We start from the raw sequence: 20,004 nt of genomic DNA, 5'->3' as shown, positions 1-20,004 counted from the left end.
TGGTGCCTTGACGCTGCTTGCGCCAGGGCAAATCTACCGGAAAATTTATGAAAAAAAGGCTCGTAGTCCAGTCTGGAAAAGCGCAAGCAGCTATCTATTTTGTAGCAAACAGTCGCACGGGAATACAGTTGCCTTCCCGGGCTTGTGATCAGTGAGGCTGCAAAATCTCGTCGTAGCCACGGCCCTTGAACTCCAGCAGGTCAATGCCATGGCCAAAGGGGTCGGCCAGCCCCGCGATGCGTCCCCAGACCCGTTCAGCCACGGGCATTTCCAGAACGGCGCCGTGGCGCTGCAGCCGGTCAACCGCCGCATCAATGTCTTCCACCACAAAATCAAGGTGAACAGGTGTCCAGTGGCGCTGGTAGGTGCGAACACTCTCGCTGCCCTGACCGCTGGCGATAGGCCGGGTACCCGGCGCATTGAAGAGCAGGTCGATCGGGCTGCCCGCACCGAGGATTTCCACGAAATCGCTCTTGAAACGGCGGCCTGTACGCAGCCCGAGCGCCTTTGTATAGAACTCGACGGCGCGTTCCATGTTGTCAACATCGATGCAAATACGAAGCTCCATGGCGCCTTCCTTTCACGGGTTCAGAAAATGGTACCGCAGCCTGAGACAATTGGTGCATGACAGAAGAAAGCCAGAACAAGCAGCCTGCTACGGCGGCCGACTACCCGCCAGACGTGCTCGAGGTCGAGTCGCTCGACATCGAAGCCCAGGGAATTGCCCACAGGGCTGACGGCAAGGTGGTTTTTATCGAGGGTGCCCTGCCTTTCGAACGGGTAACTGCCAACGTCTACCGCAAGAAAAGCAGCTTTGAAAAAGCCATGGTGATGGCGATTCACCGTGAATCGTCCCAGCGTGTGCGGCCGGCATGCCCGCATTTCGGCATGCATACAGGCGCATGCGGCGGCTGCAAGATGCAGCATTTGCATGTGGGGGCGCAGGTGGCCGTGAAGCAGCGTGTGCTGGAAGACAATCTCTGGCACATCGGCAAGGTCAAGGCGGACAACCTGCTGCGGCCCATCGAAGGGCCGGCCTGGGGATACCGCTATCGCGCGCGGTTGTCGGTGCGCTATGTCCGCAAAAAGGGCGCCGTGCTGGTGGGGTTTCACGAGCGTAAAAGCGGCTACGTGGCCGATATGACCGAATGCCACGTGGTGCCCCGGCACGTGAGCGACATGCTCGTGCCGCTGCGCGAGCTGATCGGCAGCATGGATGCGAAGGAAACCCTGCCGCAGATCGAGCTGGCCTGTGGCGACGAGGTCACGGCCATGGTGCTGCGCCATATGGAACCCTTGAGCACCGGTGACTTGAACCGCCTGCGTGCTTTCGCTGTGTTGAACCCCGGCCTGCAATGGTGGCTGCAACCGGGGGGCCTCGAGACGGTCAAGCTGCTGGACGACGCTGTGCAGGAGCTGAGCTACGGCCTGCCGGAGTTCGATGTGGTCATGCCGTTCAAACCGACCGATTTCACGCAGGTCAACCCTCACATCAACCAGGTGCTGGTGTCGCGTGCACTGCGGATGCTGGCGGTGCAGCCGGACGAGCGGGTGATCGACTGGTTTTGCGGCCTGGGCAATTTCACCTTGCCGCTGGCCACACGCGCCCGTGAAGTGCTGGGCATCGAAGGCAGTGAAGTCCTGGTCGCCCGTTCACGCGAGAATTTTGAAAGGAACAGGCCTGCATCCAGCGTCCGACGGGCGCTGGCAGCTACAAAATTTGTAGCGCGCAACCTGTTTGAAATGACGCCGGCGATGCTGGTGAAAGACGGCCGGGCCGACAAATGGCTGGTGGACCCTCCGCGTGAAGGCGCTTTTGAGCTCTTCAAGTCCTTGGCAGCGCTGCACCAACAGATCGTCAGCGGCGTCCCCTGTGACGACGGTGAGCACCAGCAGAGCCTGGCCCTGAACGGCTGGGTGCCGCCGCAGCGCATTGTCTATGTAAGCTGCAACCCGGCCACCCTGGCGCGGGATGCGGGCGTGCTGGTGGACAGCGGCGCATACCGCTGCACGGCGGCCGGTGTGGTCAACATGTTCCCGCATACGGCCCATGTGGAGTCCATTGCGGTGTTTGATTTGGCGGCCCCCACGGTCTCTCCCTGCGTGTAGCTCCCGAGGCCTTGCAGGCCGCGGCCCCGGCTTGAATTGGAGAAACCCCAAGCTCACCCTGCGGAGAATGACACGAGGTGCGCATGAAAAAAGGGCCCTGAGGCCCTTTTTTGTTCTGTAGCGAAGCGGATCAGTCCCGGTCGCCGCCGAAGATGCCCAGCAGGGCCAGCAGGCTCTGGAAGATGTTGAACAGGTCCAGGTAAATGGCCAGGGTGGCGCTGATGTAGTTGGTTTCACCGCCGTCAATCACCTGCTTCAGGTCATACAGCAGGTAGGCACTGAAAACCGCAATCGCCAGCGTGCTGACGACGGCCATCAGCATGGTCGAGCCGACAAACACATTGATGACGGCTGCCACCAGGATGACCAGGGCACCGGCGAAGAGCCACTTGCTCATGCCGCTCAGGTCACGCTTGATGACGGTGGCCAGGCTGGCCATCACGAACATCACGCCGGCCGTTCCGGCAAAAGCCGTCATGACCAGCGATGCGCCGTTGCTGAAATTCAGAACCATGTCGATCATGCGCGAGAGCATCAGGCCCATGAAAAAGGTAAAGCCCAGCAACACGGGCACGCCCGCGGCCGAGTTCTTGGTCTTTTCAATGGCGAAAATAAAGCCGAAGGCACCGCCGAGGAACACGATCAGGCCCAATCCGCCCGTCAGGGAGCGGGTAATGCCCGTCGCCACGCCCAGCCAGGCGCCCAGCACGGTGGGCAGCAGGCTCAGGGCCAGCAGCCAATAGGTGTTGCGCAAGACCTTGTTGCGTTGCTCGACGCTGGAAGCAACGCCGTAGTCGAGGGTTTGAACATTGTCAGTCATGAAAGTCGTCTCCGAGGCGCCAGCAAATGCCGGCAAGATTATTTTAGGGTGCATTGCTGTTTTTCCAGCCCTCACTCCCTACTTTTTGTAAGGGTTCTATAAGCTAATTTGGCGGCAATGCGGACGAAGGGCGGCCCCAAATTTGCGTATGCTCGGTATCTTTGCCAACAAACTCCGGAAATCCTGAAGACCATGAAATCAAAAGCAGTGCTTGAACTCGCCGACGTCAAAACCATCGCCGCCGCCGCCGAGGCCGAAGCCCTCAAGAACAACTGGGCCGTCACCATCGCCATCGTCGACGACGGCGGACACCTGCTGCACCTGCAGCGCCTGGACGGTGCACCGCCCATTTCCTCGCACATTGCACCTTCCAAGGCCAATACGGCCGCCATGGGCCGCCGTGAGAGCAAGGTTTACGAGGACGTCATCAACGGCGGCCGTACGTCCTTTCTGTCGGCGCCCTACATTCACGGCATGCTCGAAGGCGGCGTACCCATCGTGAAAGAAGGGCAGTGCATTGGCGCTGTGGGTGTGAGCGGCGTGAAATCCAGCGAAGATGCGCAAATTGCGCGCGCTGGTATTGCCGCCATCGGCCTGTAAACCGCTTCGCAGCGGGAACAAAAAAGCCGACCAGAGGGTCGGCTTTTTTGTTGGCGAGAGCAGAACAACATCAAGAAAAAAAGCCTGGCTAAACAACCCCGAAGGGGTCTGTGGCTGGCTAAAAACGACCTTGGAGGCTTGGTAGCCCCGGATCGCCCCACGATGAAACTGTGCTGATGAAGAGGGTGATGAAACCGTGAAGGCGGCTTACTTGGTCAAAATCAGTTTGCCCAGGCGAGTGGCCTGAAGGCGGTAAGTCGAGCCGTTGTGGTTGATTTCCACGGCCTTTTGCCCGCGCAGGATTTCGGTGCTGTTGACGCAAGCGGCGGAAGCGCCCGACGAATGGCTGCCAGAAGCGGTCTCTGTGTGCGCAGGGGCGCGGGCAGGAAGGCTCAGGGTATGAGAGGCGGGCATTGCGATGGACATGATGGTTAAACCTGTTTGGGTTTCGTTAAGTTAATGATAACCATTCTCATTTGAAAGTCAAGCGAATCCAGGCTGCGGTTTTGTTTCTTTCTGTGTGAAAAACCTGGAGTGCCTGTCCAGCAGGCATGCGTCCAGGACCCTGATCAGTCCTGCAGGCCCTGGTTAGTTCTTGGGTTCAGTGATGAAACCGATCTTGCGCAGCCCGGCCTGTTGGGCTGCTGCCATGGCTTGGGCTACGCGCTCGTAGCGCACTGATTTGTCGCCGCGGATATGCAGGTCTGGCTGCGGGTTTTGTGCCGCCGACGCCTTGAGCTGCGTGACCAGTTCTTCGTCTGAAATTTTGGTCTCGTTCAGGAAATAGCTGCCTTCCGCATCCACGCTCAGGCGAATCGTTTCCGGCTTGATGTTTTGCGCTTCGTTGGAGGCGCGCGGCAGGTCGATGTTGACAGAATGCTTCATCACGGGAACCGTGATGATGAAGATGATGAGCAGCACCAGCATGATGTCCACCATGGGCGTCATGTTGATCTCGTTCATCACCTCATCGCTGTCGTCTTGGGTTCCAAAGGCCATGGTGCTTCTCGGTCACTGAATGAGGGAGCTCCGCGGCTGTGGGGCAGAGCAGGATAGAGGGTTGGCTTTCAGGCTTTTTTCATTGGCACAACATTGGCCTGTTGGCCGCCGGCGCTCACGCGGGCGCCGGTCACGAAGTAGGCGTGCAGGTCATGCGCAAAGCGGCTGAGCTTTTGCAGCACGCCCTTGTTGCCACGCACCAGTGCGTTGTAGCCAAGCACGGCGGGGATGGCGACTGCCAGGCCCAGCGCCGTCATGATCAGCGACTCGCCGATCGGGCCGGCCACTTTGTCGATGGTTGCCTGGCCGGCCGCGCCGATGGACAGCAGCGCATGGTAGATGCCCCACACGGTGCCGAAGAGGCCGACGAAGGGGGCGGTGGAGCCGACCGAGGCCAGGATGGCCAGGCCGGACTGCAGCTTGCCGGTGAATTCGTCGATGGCATTGCGCAGCGTACGCGTGACCCAGTCGCTCACGTCCAGGGCGTCGTGCAGGTGCGCCTTGGTGTTGCGATGGTGCAGCGTGGCTTCGCGGCCTTCCAGGGCGAGCTGGCGGAACGGGTTGGTGGGGTCGGCGCCCAGCTTGGTCAGGCCTGCGGCAAAGTCTTCGCTGTGCCAGAAATCTTCAGAGGCGCGGGCGATCTTTTTGTACTTGATGAGGTCCAGCGTTTTGATGATGATGACCATCCATGACGCGAGCGACATGACCAGTAGCAGCACGGCCACCGATTTGGTAACGATATCGCCCTGGCTCCAGACGTTGGCAAGGCCGAATTGGGAATTCATGAATCAATACTCCACGGGTTTCAAAAAGATTACTCCAGGACGAAGTTGATGGGTACGTTGAACCACATCTCTTCGGCCACGCCGCCACGCTTGCCGGGCACGTAGCGCCAGCGCATGACGGTGGTGACCGCTGCCTGGTCAAGCCGGTCAAAACCGCTTGACTGGCGGATTTCGGTTTTCTTCGCCTGGCCGTCTGCGCCGATCAGCACACGCACGATCACTTTGCCCTGCTCGCCAAGGCGCCGGCTGATGGGCGGATAGGCGGGCTTGGGGTTTTGCAGGTAGTCGGCATCGCTCGACGGCAGCTGTACTGCCGGTGGCGCGGGCGGCGTAACGGGTGCCACGGCCACAGGTGCGGGCGGCAGCGGCGGCGTGACAACGCCTGTCGGGGCATTGGGCGAAGGTGTCGGATCCGGGATGGCCAGCGGCTGGGGCGCGGGTTTGTCGGGTGCCTTGGCAACCGCTTTTTTCTGCACGGTCGGCGTGGGTGGGGTAGGGGGGACGGGCTCCACCTTGGGGGCGGGCGGGTCCACGAATTGCGTGAGGATTTCTGCAGGAATCACGATTTCGGCGGCGCGCATCAACAAGCCGCTTTGCAGCGCCCAGATGAACCCCACGTGCAGGCCCACTACCACGAGCGCGATAACAGCATTGCGGCTGAGGGGCTGGCGCGGCGGGGCGGGGCGTGGTGCGGTGGAGAAAGTGGCGTTCATCGAGAGGGAGATAGGTGGGCGAATGGCCACATGAGGCGCGGTTTCGGTCAAAAGGGCAACCAGGAAACTAGCGGCGGAAGATCCACCACGCGGAACCTATCACCAGCACAAGGCTGACAGGAAGGGCCGAAATCAGTATTGGGGAGAAGGTTGCAAGGTGTTCCATGGGCTGCCTTCCAGCGTGTGGGCGGCGAGCTTGATGTTGGCCGTCGGGCAGCTGGCGCTGCACTGCGCCACCACGTCGCGGGCGCAGCCTTCACACTGGCCGCACTGGGTGGCCACGCCGAGTTCGAACTGGATCTCGTCAAAGCCCAAGCCTGCTCGGGCATGGCGGGCAATTTCGCGGTCGGAGATTCGGCGGCAGACGCAAACGATCATGGATGGGCTTGGCTGGTGATTGATTCAATCGGTGCGTTGATTATAAATGCGAATCTATCGCATTTGCAATCATGAGATGCGGATTTCAGGAAGTGCGAGCTATTTGCAGAGGATTTTTGGCCTTGTTTTCGAAGCCAAATTCAGCAGTAAGCCTTTCTGGGCGGGCGCAAGCAGCTATGAATTAGATAGCGAAAAGGCTGTTTCTGGGGGTGAGCGAGGCACCATCGGGGTGATGGGTTGCTAAAACCCTTCACGATGCAGGACAAACGCGCTCCAACCGCCTAAACCTCAGCCCACATCCGCAGCAGGTTGTGATAGCAGCCTGTAAGCCGTACCACCTCGGCACCTTCGGCCGCACCTGGGGTTGAGCGTTCCAGGTCCTTTTGGCGCAGCGAGGTAATGGCCATATCCATTTCATACAAAAGCCGGCGCTGGGCATCGGAACGCACCATGCTTTCGATCCAGAAGAAGCAGGCCAGCCGTTCACCGCGCGTGACAGGCTCCACGCGGTGCACCGATGTGCCCGGGTACATGACCAGGTCGCCCGCCTCGAACTTGATGCGTTGCTCGCCGTAGGTGTCTTGCACGACCAGTTCGCCGCCGTCATAGCTGGCCGGATCGCTCAGGAACAGTGTGCAGGAAATATCGGTGCGCACGTGCCGTGCTGTGGCGGCATGCGTGCGTACCGCGTTGTCAATGTGGTTGCCGAAGTTGTTGGCGTCGCCGCCGTAGCGGTTAAAGAGGGGCGGATAGACCGATTTGGGCAGCGCCCCGGTCACGAACATCGGATTACGGGCCAGCGCCACCGACACGATGTGGCGCGCCTGCTGGGCGGCGGGCAGCTCTTCTGGCAGCTGCAGGTTGTTCTTGACGGTGCCGCTCTGGCTGCCGGCGGTGATGCGGCCGTCGGCCCAATCGGCGCCCAGGATCAGCTGGCGGACCTGCGCGAGTTCGTCCGGCTTGAGGGCTTGTTGAATGCGAAGCAGCATGGTGGGGCTTCCCGAAAGGCGACTGAAAAAAAATGGGCACCCGGAGTATCCCCCAGGTGCCCAACCTTGAAAACGTTCTTTTGAATCAGAACTTGCTGGTGAGCGTTACGCGCACGCTGCGTGCGTCGCCGGGCGCCACAAAGCCGCGGTACAACGTGTTGTAGTACACCTTGTCAAACAGGTTGTCGATGTTCAGCTTGACGGTGTTTTTTTCATTGATGCGGTATTCCACCAGCGCGTCGGCCTTCACGTAGCCCGGCACCCGGTTGGTGGCCGTGACGGCATTGGCCGGCTTGTTGGTGCTGACGGCGGTGAAGCCGCCGCCGATACGCCACTTGTCGCCGATGCGGTAGGTGGTGAACAGGTTGGCCTGGCGGCTTGGGCTCAGCCCCGGGTTTTGTCCGATCTCGGCGGTGGCGCCGGTCTTGTCGATTCTCGCCGTCAGGAAACCGATGCCTGCAAAGACATCCCACTGGGGCGTGATGCGGCCGGCGACCTCAAATTCCAGCGCATCGGTGTGCCGCTTGCCGGACAACAGGTAAGAGTTGGTGCTCGTGTCGATGTCGGTGTTGCGCTCGTTGTACTTCTCTGTGCGGGCCAGGGCTGCGCGCAGTGACAGGTCACCGCCGTAGAGCTCCCACTTGGCGCCAATTTCCATGTTGCGGCTGCTCTCGGGCGGCGTGTTGGCAGAGTTCGGGTCGAACTGATACAGGTCGCCGGAGGTATTGAACGACGTGCCATAGGCGGCGTAGTAGCTGACCTCATCGGTCGGCTGATATATCACGCCCAGCCGTTTGCTCAGCAGGCTGTCGGATCTGGCGAGCGTCCCGTTGTTGGGTGGTATGCCGGTGGGCCGTTGGTAGTCGGCCTTGAAGTTGTCCACGCGCAGGCCGGCAACCAGTTTCCAGTACTGCGTGAGGTCAATCGTGTCCTGCATGTACAGGCCCAGCGTAGTGGCCTTGAATGCCGTTTCCAGCCTCTGCGTGTAATTGCCCCCGATGCCGGTGCTGATGGGATTGCCCACAGTGGTGGTCGGCTTGGCCCCCGTCAGGAGGGGGTAGCTGAGGCGGTCAGAATTTTCCACGGCGTACTCGGCGCCGATCAGCAGGCTGTTCTTGCGGCCAAACCACTGAGTGGTCGTGAGGTAGTCGGTTTGCAGGAATGTGTGGTGTTCGTTGCCCGCCTTGGCATTGCCGGCGCTGGTGGCGCCGCGGCTCACCACCGTGTTGGCGTTCAGGTTGGCCAGGGTTGTGCCGGCGGCAAAGCTGGCCTGCGTGGCGCGAAGCGTGCGTGAGTAGTAGCCGTCGCGCACCGTGGTTTTCAGGCTGCTGCCGTCGGTCCATCGGTGGGTATGGCTCAGTGTGACAGCGTCGGCCTTGTCGTTCTGGAAGTCGGTGTTGAGGCCATACCAATATTTGTCGGTGCCTGGTGCAGGGCGGCTGTTAAACCACGCAAAGCCCCAGTCGGGCTTGTCGTTGTAGTGCAGGTGGTAGTAGCTGATTTCAAATTCGTTCGCTGTGCCGATGCCGAAGCGGTAGTCCAGGGCCAGGCCGCGGCGATGGGTGGAGGCGCTGGCATTTTCGCCGCGGCCATCGCCATCGGTGGCCATGGCGTTGATGCGCAAAGCTGCGTCGTCGTCGAGTTTGAAATTGAAGTCGCCCTGGTAGCGCTGATAGCCTTTGGTGCCGACGGTGGCGTTCACTTCGTGCTCGGTGATCAGGCGGGCTTGCTTGCTGACCTGGTTGATCACGCCGCCGGTGGAACCGCGGCCAAACAGCATGGAGGCCGCGCCGCGAAGCACTTCCACGCGCTCGGTGTTGAAGTTGTCGCGGTTGTACTGCGCAATGTCGCGCATGCCGTCGGTGTAGATGTCGCCCGCCGCGCTGAAGCCGCGAATGCGGATGTTGTCGCCGACCCGGCCGCCTTCGCCGGCTTCAAAGGTGATGCCGACGACGTTTTCGAGTGCGCTCTTGAAGCTGTCCTTGCCCTGGTCATGCATCAGCTTTTCGTTGACGACCGTCAGCGACTGGGGAACGTCCTTGGCCGGCACGGGCATCTTGCCGACACTGGTAATGCCGCTCTGGTAGGTCTGGCTGGCGCGATCGCGTGTGCCTGTCACCGTGACGGGGGCCAGGCTTCTGCCTTCAACAGGTGTTGCAGAGGTGGACGACGTAGCGGTCGTGGTGCCGGTGCTGGGCGTCGGGGTGATGCTCTGGGCCCAGCCCGACACCGAAACAGCCAGCATGAGCGCGCCAAGCGGGAGCAGTGTTTTGTCGGAAGATGCGGCAGGATTGGCAACCGGGCCGGCAAACGGCGTGAAGTTGTCGGCGCCCATGGTGCGGTTTTTTTTGTTGCGCGCAGGGCGTGCGGCGCGAGCGGAAGGGTATGCCAAGATGGCCTCCAAGCAGGGTCCTGCCTTGCAGGCGGTGGACCGGGTTCAGGAAAAAGCTTGGCTGGCTCGGAATGCCCAGGGGCGCGAGTTGGCTGGCTCGTAAAGTTCGCTCGAAGTGTATATCAAATGATAATGATTCGTAATCTGATGTGTCTGAATGTTGCGGGAATAGGGACGAAAACGGTGGTTGTGTGGCAAAAAGGCCAAATTTAGGGGGCGACAAAAAGGGCTTTGAAAACCAGGAGCGGTCAGCGTTGGCGCAAACAAAAAAACGGGGCCTGTGCCCCGTCTGTTTTGTGCCAGGTATGTCACCGGGCTATTTCAAGACCACATTCAGCTCAGCTCGCCCATCTGGCTTTGCAGGTAGTTTTGCAGGCCAACCTTGCCAAGCAGTTCAATCTGTGTTTCCAGGAAGTCGATGTGCTCTTCGGTGTCATCGAGGATCTCCTGCAGCAGGTCGCGCGAGACATAGTCGCGTACGCTTTCGCAGTGGGCAATGCCATCCTTGATCGTGGCCTGTGCACCGGTTTCGGCTTTCAGGTCGCAGTTCAGGGCTTCTGGAACATCCTCGCCGATCATCAGCTTGCCCAGGTCCTGCAGGTTGGGCAGGCCATCGAGCATGAAGATGCGGTCCATCAACTTGTCGGCGTGCTTCATTTCGCCGATGGACTCTTCGTATTCCTTCTTGGCCAGCTTGTCCAGGCCCCAGTGCTTGTACATGCGGTAGTGCAAAAAGTACTGGTTGATGGCCGTCAGCTCGTTCTTCAGCTGCGCCTGCAGGTGAGCGATGACTTTTGCGTCGCCTTTCATGGGAATTCCTTATCGTTGTGTAGTGCGGATCGCCCATTGTCACTGGCCGCACGCCGTAACTCAAGCATTCCCCTGCGCGGGCGGTCTGGTTGCGTTTGATTGTGAGAAACGTTCGCATTGCAAACGTTTCCCGTTGTCAGTCAGCGCTCGGCAAATGCGCGTTCCACCACGAAGTGGCCGGCTCGCTGCATGTTGCCTTCCTCAAAGCCGCGCTCTTCCAGCATGGCCTTGATGTCGCGCAGCATGTCGGGGCTGCCGCACAGCATCAGGCGGTCGTTCCCGATAGAGATCGCGGGCAAGCCCAGGTCGCTGTACAGCTTGCCCGACTGCATGAGCTCGGTGATGCGGCCTTCGTTGCGAAAGCGCTCGCGCGTCACGGTGGGGTAATACATCAGGCGTCCGCGCACCAGCTCGCCGAGGAACTCATGCTCGTGCAGCTCGTGCTCGATCAGCTCACGGTAGGCCAGCTCGGCGCTGGTACGGCAACCGTGCACCACCACCACGCGCTCAAACCGCTCGTAAGTGTCGGGATCCTTGATCAGAGAGAGAAAGGGCGCCAGACCGGTGCCGGTGGCCAACAGCCACAGCGTGCCGCCGGGCAGCAGGTTTTGCAACAACAGCGTGCCGGTGGGCTTGCGGCCGACCAGAATGTCGTCGCCCGGCTTCAAGTGCTGCAGCCGCGAAGTCAGCGGGCCGTCCGGCACCTTGATGCTGAAAAACTCCAGCTGATCTTCATGGTTGGCGCTGGCCACGCTGTAGGCGCGCAGCAGCGGTTTGCCGTCCACGGGCAGGCCGATCATGGTGAACTGGCCGTTGACGAAGCGAAAGCCCGAATCGCGCGTGGCGGTGAAGCTAAATAGTGAGTCGGTCCAGTGGTGGACGGAAATAATGCGTTCTGTGTTGAAGGCGCTCATGAGAGAAAAAGAAGAGAAGAGGAAAGAAATGGGCGACGAGAAAGGGCTTTGGGTGATGCAAGGGACTCACTACGCATCCCTTCAGGTCGCGCCCTCAGATCGTGCGTGAGCAAGGCTGAATTTTATAGCCTGGGCGCGCCCGCCGCCGGTGATGGCTATAGACGCCACACCGGCGCCAAGGTCAGGCACACCACCATCGCACTTCGAGCGGCGACAGAACTCAAGCGCCAGGCAGCCACACCTGGGCAAGCGTGGCCAGTGAGGGTTCTTTTGGGTTGCTATTAAATCAGGAGCTGCTTGCGCCCGTTTTATAAGGGTTTCTGGCACTTTTAGCATGAAATTTTGGTGTTCTTGTGCTTCGCTTCAAAGTGCTGCCAGATTAACTGTACATATCGCGCCAGAACAAAAAAACCAATCACCCGCCCATTCAGCGTTTGCGCGGCCCTCCGGGCACCCACGAGAACCAGGCCATCACAGCCACGGGCACGCCCAACCCCAGCCAGCACCACCAGTCGCCCCAGCCGTCAGACACCAGCGCGGTCAGCAGGCCGGTGGTGCTGAGCATGCCCAGCACGAGGGGCCAGCGCCACAGGCGCCAGAAAGCGGAGCCCTTCGCGGGATCGGCCTTTGCGCTCACGCGGCACCGCCAGTCGTTTCATGGCGTGCGGCATGCGGCGCTGGTGCTTGCCCTGCCGGTGCTGTTTTTTCCGGCTTCGCGGCTTTGGCCGGATTGCGCCGTCCAAGCCACAGGTAAAGGCCGCTGCCCAGCACGATGATGGTCGCGATGTCCAGCAGGGCCCAGAGGATTTGCATCGGCATGCCGCCGTAGTCGCCGAAGTGCAGCGGCTGCGATACGAGCAGCGCGGTCAGGTACCAGGGAAGCGGCGGGCTGGCTGTGAGTTTGTTGGTGCCTGCGTCCACCAGCACGGGCTTGAGCAGCCGCGAGTTGAAGGGCTCATTGCCGCGCAGGAACACCGTGTAGTGGTGCGGGCTTGAAAACGACGTACCCGGAAAAGCGATAAAGGCCATCTTCATTTCAGGCGCCAGCGCGGTCGCTGATGAAGCTGCCTGCTGCACCGAGGCCAGGCGTGCCGGCGGTTTTTGCCCTTGGTAAGGCGCCAGCAGCGAACTCAACTGGTCGTACTGCCAGTACTTGATCAACAGGTCGGCCCAGGTGTTGATCATGCCCGTGGCGCCCACGGTGAAGGCCCACACCAGCGTCACGATGCCCAGCAGGTTGTGCAGGTCCAGCCAGCGGGCGCGTGGGCGGGTTTGCCGCACCGTGCCGAAGTCCAGCTTGCGCATGAAGGGCGCATACAGCACCACACCCGAGACAATCGCCACCAGCAGCAAGAGCCCCATAAAGCCCAGAAAGAGCTTGCCCGCGAGTCCGGCAAAGAGGTCAACGTGCAGCTTGAGCATCACGTACATAAAGCCTTCGTCGAACCTGGGCTGGGCCAGCACAGCTGCGGTGCGTGCATCGACAGCGACGGTCTTGTTACCCACCTCGGACAGTGGCGTGTCGCCCAGCGTGACGTACCAGAAGCGGTCGTCGTCGATCTCGTGTGAGGCGAACATCGGCACCTTGCCCGGGTGCAGTGCCTGCGCCACTTCCATGACCTTGTCCAGGCTGGCGCGCGGCGTGCCCTTCGGCAAATCGGGCGCTTCAACTTCAGTGCCCAGCAGGTGGCCGATTTCGTGGTGAAAGATCAGCGGCAGCCCGGTCAGGCACAGCAGCAGCATGAAGACCGTGCAAACCAGGCTGCTCCATTTGTGCACCCAGGTCCAGGTCTTGATGCGCCGGCTGTCCATCGCCGTCTTCTTGCCCGTGGGGCTGGTCGTGGTCATCGTGGCTCTCCTTCTTGTCGTCTAGAAGCGGTAGGTAGCGCTGGCCACCACCGTGCGCCGCGCGCCATACCAGCAGTCGCCGCGGGCCAGGCAGGTGCTGAAGTAGGTCTTGTCGGTCGCGTTGTTGATGTTGACGGCGTAGCGCCAGTTCGCGGTGTCGTAGGCGAACATCAAATCCAGCAGCGCGGCTGCGGGGATTTCGGGGCCGCTGCCGCCGCCTTGCTGGTCCCGGAAAGCGCCCATCCAGCGCACACCGGCGCCCGCCGAAAAGCCATTCATGCCGGCGATGGAGAAGCGGTACCTGGCCCAGGCGCTGGCCTGGTGCTGGGGCAAGCCTTCGAGCTGCTTGTCCAGCTCGGTGTAGTTGTAGTGCGCGACCAGCTCCAGATTGGACGTGACGGAGCCCTTGACTTCCAGCTCCAGCCCTTTGGTGCGCGTGGCGCCAACCTGGGTGTAGACATTGGGCAGCGGCGAGGCAATCTGGTTTTTCTCGCGCAGGTCGTAGAGCGCGGCACTATAAGCCAGTGCGCGGCCCGCCGGCTCGTATTTCAGGCCCAGTTCCCATTGCTCACCGCGCAGCGGCGTGAAGAGTTGACCCTTGATGGCGGCCTGCGGGGTGAAGGATTCGCTGTAGCTCACATAGGGCGACCAGCCCGAGGGGTGGGCATACATCAGGCCCAGGCGCCTGGTGGTGGCCGAGGTTTCTTCATCAGGGCGGCCTTCGGCGCCCGACACGGACTTGTCATGGCGAAGGCCCGTCGTCACGATCCAGTTGTCCAGCTTCATCTGGTCCTGCAGATACAGGCCTGTTTGCCGTTGCGTGGTGCCCGGCAGGGCCGCGCGTACGGGGATGAGCAGGTTGCCGTAGATGGGCGCGTAGGCGTCGATATCACTGACCGTGGCGCCCGCCCAGGTGTTCTCGCTGTGGCGCGCAAAGTCCGCGCCCACCAGCAGCGTGTGCTTGAGCGCGCCGGTGGTGAAATGGCCCTCGGCGTGGTTGTCCAGCGCGGTGATGCGGTTGCGTGTGAGCGAGCTGTCGTTGATGCGGCCCAAGCGCCGCTTGGTCACCGGGTCAGACCCCCAACTGCCGGGGCTGGTGAAGAAGTCGCCGTAGTGGTAGCGGTTGTCGTTCTCGTTGGTGGCGTGGCGAAAGTTCTGGCGCACCGTCCAGGTGTCGTTGAACTTGTGCTCAAACAGCCAGCCGATGGATTTGCGCTCGGAGTCGTAGTAGTCGCCCGGTTCACCGATGAAGCGGTTGGTCGGCAACTGGCCGTTCGGGTTGGGCAGCAGCGTGCCTTCCCAGGGAAAGAACTGCGAGGTTGAGCCGCTCTTGTCTTTTTGCCACAGTGCCTGCAACGTGAGCGAGGTGGCAGCATTGGGCCGCCAGGTGAGCGACGGCGCGATCAGGCTGCGGTCGTCGGGTACGAAGTCAACCTGCGTGTTGGAGCTGCGTTTGAGTGCGACCAGCCGGTACAGCCATTCACCATCTTCCGTCAGCGGGCCGGTCAGGTCAAGCTGGAGCTGCTTGCGGCCGTTGCTGCCGAACTGCACGCCCACTTCGCGCTGGGTTTCGGTTTGCGGCCTTTTGCTGACCATGTTGATGACGCCGGCCGCCGTGCCCGCGCCGAACAGCATGCCCGACGGGCCGCGCAGTACCTCCAGGCGCTCCAGGGTGTAAGGGTCTGCGCGTGTGCGGCTGGTGTAGTAGCCGTAGGCTTCACGCAGGCCGTCCAGGTAGTTGTCCGGGCTGGCGCCGCGCACACGCACCGAGTCGGTTCGTGAATCCAGTCCATAGGCATCGGAGCGCACGCCGGCGGCGTAGCCCAGGGCGTCCTGCAGGTTGTTGGCACCCTGGTCGGTAATCTGCTGGCTGGTGATGACGGTCACGGCCTGCGGCGTTTCGGACAGCAGCGTGTCGGTCTTGGTCGCGGTAGAAGCCCTTTTGGCGCGGTAGCCGATCACCGGGCCGGTGGCGGTCTCTTTCTCCTGGTCGGAGCGCACCTGCACTTCGCGAAGGGTTGTCTCGGCCGCTGTCTGGGCATATGCGCCTTGAAGCGCGGCGATCAGAGAAAGGATGGCGAACGGTGCAAGGTGGCGCGCGGCGTGCGGCGGATGCGAGGTGAGCAAGTCAAAACTCCTGGGGAGGATCGCCAGGGAACTGGCGTGCGCACAGCAGCCCCTGACGCCACGATAGGTGACGAAATTTCAGGGGGCCTGTGGGCGGGTTGTTGGCTTGCTACGCCTGGCAGCACGAGAAGGCTGCCGGGTTGTTTGGCTAGCGAGTAGGGCGCTGCGAACTATACCACTAGATGAGAGTAATTCTCATCTTGGTCCCTGCAAGCCCCAGGGGAATTCCGGTGAAAAACCGCGCAAAAAAAGGCCGCCCGGAGAGGACGGCCTTTTCGGGTATCCCATCACTGCATCACTGCACAGTGATGGGGCTGCGGATCAGGTAGTCAAACGCACTGAGCGCCGCCTTCGCGCCTTCACCGGCCGCGATGATGATCTGCTTGAAGGGCACGGTCGTCACGTCACCCGCCGCGAACACGCCCGGCACAGAGGTCTGGCCCTTGGCGTCGACGATGATCTCGCCGTGTTTGGACAGGTCCACCACGCCCTTGAGCCAGTCGGTGTTGGGCACCAGGCCGATCTGGATGAACACACCTTCAAGCTCAACGGTTTTCAGCTCGCCGCTGGCGCGGTCTTTGTAGACCAGGCCATTGACCTTCTGGTCGCCGGTGATTTCGGTCGTTTGCGCGTTGGTGAACACCGTCACGTTCTGCAGGCTGTTCAGCTTGCGCTGCAGCACGGCGTCGGCGCGCAGCGCAGTGTCGAACTCGATCAGCGTCACGTGGCCAACGATGCCGGCCAGGTCAATCGCCGCCTCGACGCCCGAGTTGCCGCCGCCGATCACCGCCACGCGCTTGCCCTTGAAGAGCGGGCCGTCGCAGTGCGGGCAGTAGGCCACGCCCTTGTTCTTGAACTCATGCTCGCCGGGAACATTGATGTTGCGCCAGCGTGCACCGGTCGAGATCACGATGGACTTGCTCCTGAGCGAGGCGCCGCTTTCGAGCTGCACTTCGATCAGGTTTTTGTCCGGCCCGCTGTTCGGTACCAGCGCCTTGGCGCGCTGCAGGTTCATGATGTCCACGTCGTAGTTGCGCACGTGCTCTTCCAGCGCGTGGGCAAATTTGGGGCCTTCGGTTTCCTTGATGGAGATGAAATTCTCGATGCCCAGGGTGTCCAGTACCTGGCCGCCGAAACGCTCGGACGCCACACCGGTGCGGATGCCCTTGCGCGCGGCATACACGGCCGCTGCCGCGCCGGCCGGGCCGCCGCCGACGATCAGCACGTCGAAGGCTTCCTTTTTGTCGATGATCTTGGCTTCACGTTCGACGCCGCTGGTGTCGATCTTGGCCAGGATTTCCTCCAGGCTCATGCGGCCGTTTCCGAACATGGTTCCGTTGAGGAAGACCGTGGGCACGCCCATGATCTCGCGCTCTTTCACTTCGTCCTGGAAGGTGCCGCCTTCGATCATCGTGGTCTTGATGCGGGGGTTCTGCACCGTCATCAGGTTCAGCGCCTGGACCACGTCGGGGCAGTTGTGGCAGGTCAGCGAGACATAGACCTCGAAGTCGAAATCGCCGTCGAGCGCGCGGACCTGCTCGAGCACGGGTTGCTCTACTTTGGGCGGGTAGCCGCCAATCTGCAGCAGCGCCAGGATCAGCGAGGTGAATTCATGACCCATGGGCAGGCCGGCAAAACGCGGGCCGTGGTTTTCACCGGGGCGGTTGATCGAAAACGAGGGCTTGCGGTGCGGGTCGTCGCGGCTTTCGGTCAGTTTGACCAGGGGCGAAGACTCGGCCACATCTTTCAGCAGCGACAGTACTTCACCCGAAGCCTCGCTGCCGTCGAGCGAAGCGACGATTTCGATGGGCGCAGTGGCGCGTTCGAGATAGCTTTTCAGTTGGGCTTTGGTGGCGTCGTCGAGCATGGCAGTGTCACTTTCAATTTCAATGAGGAACAAAAAAGCCCGGGACGGCACACACGCGTGTGCCGGGGCCCGGGCCTTCGTCAGGAAGGCTGCAGGGCGTTAGACCTGTTCTTAGATCTTGCCGACGAGGTCGATGGACGGGGCGATCGTCTTGGCGCCTTCGTTCCACTTGGCAGGGCAGACCTGGCCGGGGTGAGCGGCGGTGTACTGGGCTGCCTTCAGCTTGCGCAGGGTTTCCTTGACGTCACGTGCGATCTCGTTGGAGTGCACTTCAGCAGTCTTGATGACGCCTTCGGGGTTGATCACAAAGGTGCCGCGCAGCGCCAGGCCTTCTTCAGGGATGAACACGTCAAAGGCTTTGGTCAGCGTGTGGGTCGGGTCGCCCACCAGCGGGAACCTGGCCTTGCCGACAGCAGGGGAGGTTTCGTGCCACACCTTGTGCGAGAAATGCGTGTCGGTGGTCACGATGTAGACCTCAGCACCGGCTTTCTGGAATTCGGCGTAGTTGTCGGCAGCATCTTCGACCTCGGTAGGGCAGTTGAAGGTGAACGCAGCCGGCATGAAGATCAGGACCGACCATTTGCCCTTCAGCGATTCGTCTGAAACGTCGATGAACTTGCCATTGAGGAAGGCTTGGGTTTTGAAAGGCTGGACTTGGGTATTGATCAGGGACATCTGGATGGCTTCCTATGCTGGGTTAAAGAACGGGTAAAAATGCTTTTGAGACGATAGTATAACTCTTTTAAATATAGTATATCGATAGATATTAACTATTTATCGAATAGGCGCGATGCGGCGGATTTTGACTGTCCATTCTTGTTATTCGCCGCTACGACCGACGTGCTGACGCCTTTGTGCATCCGGAACGTGTGGGGTGTGACGGCTCACGCGGTAGAGCAGCAGGACGGTATGGCATTGCAGCGCCAATACCTTTTTGAAGCGCCGGCCTGACGATCAGGCCGAAAGGGCAATTACGAGGGCTGATTCGTCGACTAGGGCCTGTACCGGGGAGCGAACTTTGAGGCTGCTGCCGGCAGGCGCAAAGCCGACCAGCTGCAGGCCTCCGTCTAGTTGCATCGACACTTCGTCGCCCGTGGCGCCGCGGCTGATCCGAACCGCACGGCCGCTCAATACGCAAACCTCTGGTCGTGCGGGAACCGCCGGCTCACGCACGGCCACCGCCGTAGCCTTGCACAGGGCCAGTACCGTTTGCCCTTTCTGCAAGCCCAGCAGTTCCGCGCTGGCTTTGGTGATGCGCGAAACCAGCAGTGCCTCACCAGCCAGCCTCAGGTGCACACGCGCCATCTGGCCGTGCACCTCGATCTTCTCAACCTGGCAGGGCAACTGGTTGCGCATGCTGGTGCGTACGCTCATGTTGGACAGTACCGGTAGCGCGCGTGGCAGCAGCAGTTCATCGGACTTGAAGGCGGACAGCACCTTGCTGCGGGAGTCGTTCAAAAGACCTGCCACTGCCAGCAGCTTATGGCCCGCCGGCGTCAGGGTGGCGCCGCCGCCGCCCGACCCGCCCACAGCGCGCTCCACCAGCGCCACACCGGCCAGGTTGGTCAAGGTGTCGATGGCTTGCCAGGCGGCCTTGTAGCTGACCTTGGCTTGCCGCGCTGCCTGCGAGATCGAGCCGCTTTCGCCGACCAGGCGCAGGATCTCGATGCGCTTGTCGGCCGGTTCATGGCTGAAGGCGCTTGCGAAGGAGGATGCGGCGGGCGAGGAATTGGCGGCTTTTTTCATGGGAGCCTCGAGACAGATACCGCTATTCTAAAATAGAATAGCGAATCGACAGGAGTGACTTTCTTTCAAAACGCATCTTCGCCTTCGTCCCTGTCATCTCCCCAGCTTTCATCACCAGAGTTTCATCATGTTCAAAACTGCGTTGCGCTGGCTGCCGGCTCTGTGCCTCGTGCTGGCATCGGCTGCTGCATTGGCGGAGGAAGTCCAGGTCGCTGTGGCAGCCAATTTCACCGCGCCCATGAAACTGATCGCCGCGGACTTTGAAAAAGATACGGGCCACAAAGCGGTGCTGACCTTTGGCGCCACCGGCAAGTTTTATGCGCAGATCACCCATGGCGCGCCGTTTGAGGTCTTCCTCGCGGCCGACGACGAGACTCCCGCAAAGCTGGAGAAGGAGGGCGCGGCCGTGAACGGTAGCCGCTTTACCTATGCCACGGGCAAGCTGGTGCTTTGGTCGGCCCAGCCTGGCGTGGTTGATGCGCAGGGCGAGGTCCTGAAAAAGGGCGACTTCAAAAAGATCGCCATCGCTGCGCCCAAGCTCGCGCCCTACGGTGCTGCCGCCGTCGAGACCATGAATAAGCTGGGCCTGCAAGCCGCCCTGGAGCCCAAACTGGTGCAAGGCGAAAGCATCGGCCAGGCCTTCAGCTTTGTCTCGACCGGCAATGCGGAGCTGGGTTTTATCGCGCTCTCGCAGGTCTACGAAGGCGGCAAGATCAGGTCGGGCTCGGCGTGGATTGTTCCCGGTAGCTTGCACAGCCCGATTCGCCAGGATGCGGTGCTGCTGGCCAAGGCCAAAGACAGCAAGGCCGCGGTGCAGCTGATGGCTTTTTTGAAAACAGAGAAGGCCAGGGCGGTGATCCGCTCCTTCGGCTACGAGCCCTGAACGCGGCACAGAAGCGGCATAGAG

At 61.2% G+C, this 20,004-nt stretch carries 20 protein-coding genes; 3 read left to right on the top strand and 17 right to left on the bottom strand.

Features of this window, described 5'->3' with window-relative positions; translation table 11 throughout:
* Positions 1 to 148: 148 nt before the first annotated feature.
* Positions 149 to 568: a VOC family protein gene (locus AC1DWQ_RS19010; protein WP_477671017.1), complete on the bottom strand. Its 420-nt coding sequence runs from the start codon at positions 566 to 568 to the stop codon at positions 149 to 151.
* Between the two features lie 56 nt (positions 569 to 624).
* On the opposite strand from AC1DWQ_RS19010, the gene rlmD reads away from it, so the two are divergent.
* Positions 625 to 2,109, top strand: a complete 1,485-nt coding sequence (gene rlmD, locus AC1DWQ_RS19005; RefSeq protein WP_477671016.1) for a 23S rRNA (uracil(1939)-C(5))-methyltransferase RlmD — start codon at positions 625 to 627, stop codon at positions 2,107 to 2,109.
* A 130-nt stretch (positions 2,110 to 2,239) separates the two neighbouring features.
* On the opposite strand, the gene AC1DWQ_RS19000 is transcribed toward rlmD, so the two are convergent.
* Positions 2,240 to 2,929, bottom strand: coding sequence for a Bax inhibitor-1/YccA family protein (locus AC1DWQ_RS19000; RefSeq protein ID WP_477671015.1), 690 nt, complete (start codon positions 2,927 to 2,929; stop codon positions 2,240 to 2,242).
* A gap of 192 nt (positions 2,930 to 3,121) precedes the next feature.
* Between AC1DWQ_RS19000 and AC1DWQ_RS18995 the strand changes: the two genes are divergently transcribed.
* Positions 3,122 to 3,529, top strand: a complete 408-nt coding sequence (locus AC1DWQ_RS18995; protein ID WP_477671014.1) for a GlcG/HbpS family heme-binding protein — start codon at positions 3,122 to 3,124, stop codon at positions 3,527 to 3,529.
* Positions 3,530 to 3,736: 207 nt separating this feature from the next.
* Here AC1DWQ_RS18995 and AC1DWQ_RS18990 read toward each other — a convergent pair whose 3' ends face one another.
* From AC1DWQ_RS18990 to AC1DWQ_RS18920, 15 genes are all read right to left on the bottom strand, one after another.
* On the bottom strand, positions 3,737 to 3,955 hold the full coding sequence (locus tag AC1DWQ_RS18990; protein ID WP_477671013.1) for a hemin uptake protein HemP: 219 nt from the start codon (positions 3,953 to 3,955) through the stop codon (positions 3,737 to 3,739).
* A 162-nt stretch (positions 3,956 to 4,117) separates the two neighbouring features.
* Positions 4,118 to 4,528, bottom strand: a complete 411-nt coding sequence (locus tag AC1DWQ_RS18985; protein WP_477671012.1) for an ExbD/TolR family protein — start codon at positions 4,526 to 4,528, stop codon at positions 4,118 to 4,120.
* Between the two features lie 68 nt (positions 4,529 to 4,596).
* Complete coding sequence (locus tag AC1DWQ_RS18980) at positions 4,597 to 5,313, bottom strand: MotA/TolQ/ExbB proton channel family protein (protein WP_477671011.1); 717 nt, start codon at positions 5,311 to 5,313, stop codon at positions 4,597 to 4,599.
* Positions 5,314 to 5,342: 29 nt separating this feature from the next.
* Positions 5,343 to 6,026: an energy transducer TonB gene (locus AC1DWQ_RS18975; protein ID WP_477671010.1), complete on the bottom strand. Its 684-nt coding sequence runs from the start codon at positions 6,024 to 6,026 to the stop codon at positions 5,343 to 5,345.
* A 132-nt stretch (positions 6,027 to 6,158) separates the two neighbouring features.
* Positions 6,159 to 6,404 (bottom strand): (2Fe-2S)-binding protein, encoded by a 246-nt coding sequence (locus tag AC1DWQ_RS18970; protein WP_457278810.1) that lies wholly within the window; start codon positions 6,402 to 6,404, stop codon positions 6,159 to 6,161.
* A gap of 281 nt (positions 6,405 to 6,685) precedes the next feature.
* Positions 6,686 to 7,393, bottom strand: coding sequence for a Fe2+-dependent dioxygenase (locus AC1DWQ_RS18965; protein WP_477671009.1), 708 nt, complete (start codon positions 7,391 to 7,393; stop codon positions 6,686 to 6,688).
* Between the two features lie 85 nt (positions 7,394 to 7,478).
* Complete coding sequence (locus AC1DWQ_RS18960) at positions 7,479 to 9,785, bottom strand: TonB-dependent receptor (RefSeq protein WP_477671008.1); 2,307 nt, start codon at positions 9,783 to 9,785, stop codon at positions 7,479 to 7,481.
* Positions 9,786 to 10,118: 333 nt separating this feature from the next.
* Positions 10,119 to 10,595 carry a bacterioferritin gene (bfr, locus tag AC1DWQ_RS18955; RefSeq protein WP_457278807.1) on the bottom strand — a complete coding sequence of 159 codons (477 nt, stop codon included), beginning with the start codon at positions 10,593 to 10,595 and terminating at the stop codon, positions 10,119 to 10,121.
* A 140-nt stretch (positions 10,596 to 10,735) separates the two neighbouring features.
* Positions 10,736 to 11,509, bottom strand: coding sequence for a ferredoxin--NADP reductase (locus AC1DWQ_RS18950; RefSeq protein WP_477671007.1), 774 nt, complete (start codon positions 11,507 to 11,509; stop codon positions 10,736 to 10,738).
* Positions 11,510 to 11,936: 427 nt separating this feature from the next.
* Positions 11,937 to 12,146, bottom strand: coding sequence for a hypothetical protein (locus AC1DWQ_RS18945; protein WP_477671006.1), 210 nt, complete (start codon positions 12,144 to 12,146; stop codon positions 11,937 to 11,939).
* Complete coding sequence (locus AC1DWQ_RS18940) at positions 12,143 to 13,321, bottom strand: PepSY-associated TM helix domain-containing protein (protein ID WP_477671223.1); 1,179 nt, start codon at positions 13,319 to 13,321, stop codon at positions 12,143 to 12,145. Before AC1DWQ_RS18940 ends, AC1DWQ_RS18945 begins: the two co-directional genes overlap by 4 nt.
* A 57-nt stretch (positions 13,322 to 13,378) precedes the next feature.
* The gene (locus AC1DWQ_RS18935; RefSeq protein WP_477671005.1) at positions 13,379 to 15,484 is read right to left on the bottom strand and encodes a TonB-dependent siderophore receptor; all 2,106 of its coding nucleotides are present in this window, start codon (positions 15,482 to 15,484) and stop codon (positions 13,379 to 13,381) included.
* 295 nt (positions 15,485 to 15,779) lie between these two features.
* Entirely contained in the window at positions 15,780 to 17,351 is a 1,572-nt protein-coding gene (gene ahpF / locus AC1DWQ_RS18930; RefSeq protein ID WP_477671004.1) for an alkyl hydroperoxide reductase subunit F, read from the bottom strand.
* Positions 17,352 to 17,462: 111 nt separating this feature from the next.
* On the bottom strand, positions 17,463 to 18,026 hold the full coding sequence (gene ahpC / locus AC1DWQ_RS18925; protein WP_477671003.1) for an alkyl hydroperoxide reductase subunit C: 564 nt from the start codon (positions 18,024 to 18,026) through the stop codon (positions 17,463 to 17,465).
* A 279-nt stretch (positions 18,027 to 18,305) separates the two neighbouring features.
* Positions 18,306 to 19,097: a TOBE domain-containing protein gene (locus AC1DWQ_RS18920; protein WP_477671002.1), complete on the bottom strand. Its 792-nt coding sequence runs from the start codon at positions 19,095 to 19,097 to the stop codon at positions 18,306 to 18,308.
* A gap of 127 nt (positions 19,098 to 19,224) precedes the next feature.
* Here AC1DWQ_RS18920 and modA point away from each other — a divergent pair, with 127 nt between their 5' ends.
* Positions 19,225 to 19,980 (top strand): molybdate ABC transporter substrate-binding protein, encoded by a 756-nt coding sequence (gene modA, locus AC1DWQ_RS18915; protein ID WP_477671001.1) that lies wholly within the window; start codon positions 19,225 to 19,227, stop codon positions 19,978 to 19,980.
* Positions 19,981 to 20,004: the final 24 nt, after the last annotated feature.

This window comes from Polaromonas sp. P2_G11 (assembly GCF_056403595.1).
Note: the sequence above shows the minus strand (reverse complement) of the source record. Positions and strands in the feature narration are given on the sequence as shown.

Coding starts and splice junctions, on each gene's coding strand:
- AC1DWQ_RS18965 (WP_477671009.1), bottom strand. CDS start 7,393: ATGCTGCTTCGCATTCAACAAGCCCTCAAGCCGGACGAACTCGCGCAG.
- AC1DWQ_RS19000 (WP_477671015.1), bottom strand. CDS start 2,929: ATGACTGACAATGTTCAAACCCTCGACTACGGCGTTGCTTCCAGCGTC.
- ahpC (WP_477671003.1), bottom strand. CDS start 18,026: ATGTCCCTGATCAATACCCAAGTCCAGCCTTTCAAAACCCAAGCCTTC.
- bfr (WP_457278807.1), bottom strand. CDS start 10,595: ATGAAAGGCGACGCAAAAGTCATCGCTCACCTGCAGGCGCAGCTGAAG.
- AC1DWQ_RS19010 (WP_477671017.1), bottom strand. CDS start 568: ATGGAGCTTCGTATTTGCATCGATGTTGACAACATGGAACGCGCCGTC.
- ahpF (WP_477671004.1), bottom strand. CDS start 17,351: ATGCTCGACGACGCCACCAAAGCCCAACTGAAAAGCTATCTCGAACGC.
- AC1DWQ_RS18995 (WP_477671014.1), top strand. CDS start 3,122: ATGAAATCAAAAGCAGTGCTTGAACTCGCCGACGTCAAAACCATCGCC.
- AC1DWQ_RS18975 (WP_477671010.1), bottom strand. CDS start 6,026: ATGAACGCCACTTTCTCCACCGCACCACGCCCCGCCCCGCCGCGCCAG.
- rlmD (WP_477671016.1), top strand. CDS start 625: ATGACAGAAGAAAGCCAGAACAAGCAGCCTGCTACGGCGGCCGACTAC.
- AC1DWQ_RS18950 (WP_477671007.1), bottom strand. CDS start 11,509: ATGAGCGCCTTCAACACAGAACGCATTATTTCCGTCCACCACTGGACC.
- AC1DWQ_RS18920 (WP_477671002.1), bottom strand. CDS start 19,097: ATGAAAAAAGCCGCCAATTCCTCGCCCGCCGCATCCTCCTTCGCAAGC.
- AC1DWQ_RS18985 (WP_477671012.1), bottom strand. CDS start 4,528: ATGGCCTTTGGAACCCAAGACGACAGCGATGAGGTGATGAACGAGATC.
- modA (WP_477671001.1), top strand. CDS start 19,225: ATGTTCAAAACTGCGTTGCGCTGGCTGCCGGCTCTGTGCCTCGTGCTG.
- AC1DWQ_RS18980 (WP_477671011.1), bottom strand. CDS start 5,313: ATGAATTCCCAATTCGGCCTTGCCAACGTCTGGAGCCAGGGCGATATC.
- AC1DWQ_RS18940 (WP_477671223.1), bottom strand. CDS start 13,321: ATGGACAGCCGGCGCATCAAGACCTGGACCTGGGTGCACAAATGGAGC.
- AC1DWQ_RS18990 (WP_477671013.1), bottom strand. CDS start 3,955: ATGTCCATCGCAATGCCCGCCTCTCATACCCTGAGCCTTCCTGCCCGC.
- AC1DWQ_RS18970 (WP_457278810.1), bottom strand. CDS start 6,404: ATGATCGTTTGCGTCTGCCGCCGAATCTCCGACCGCGAAATTGCCCGC.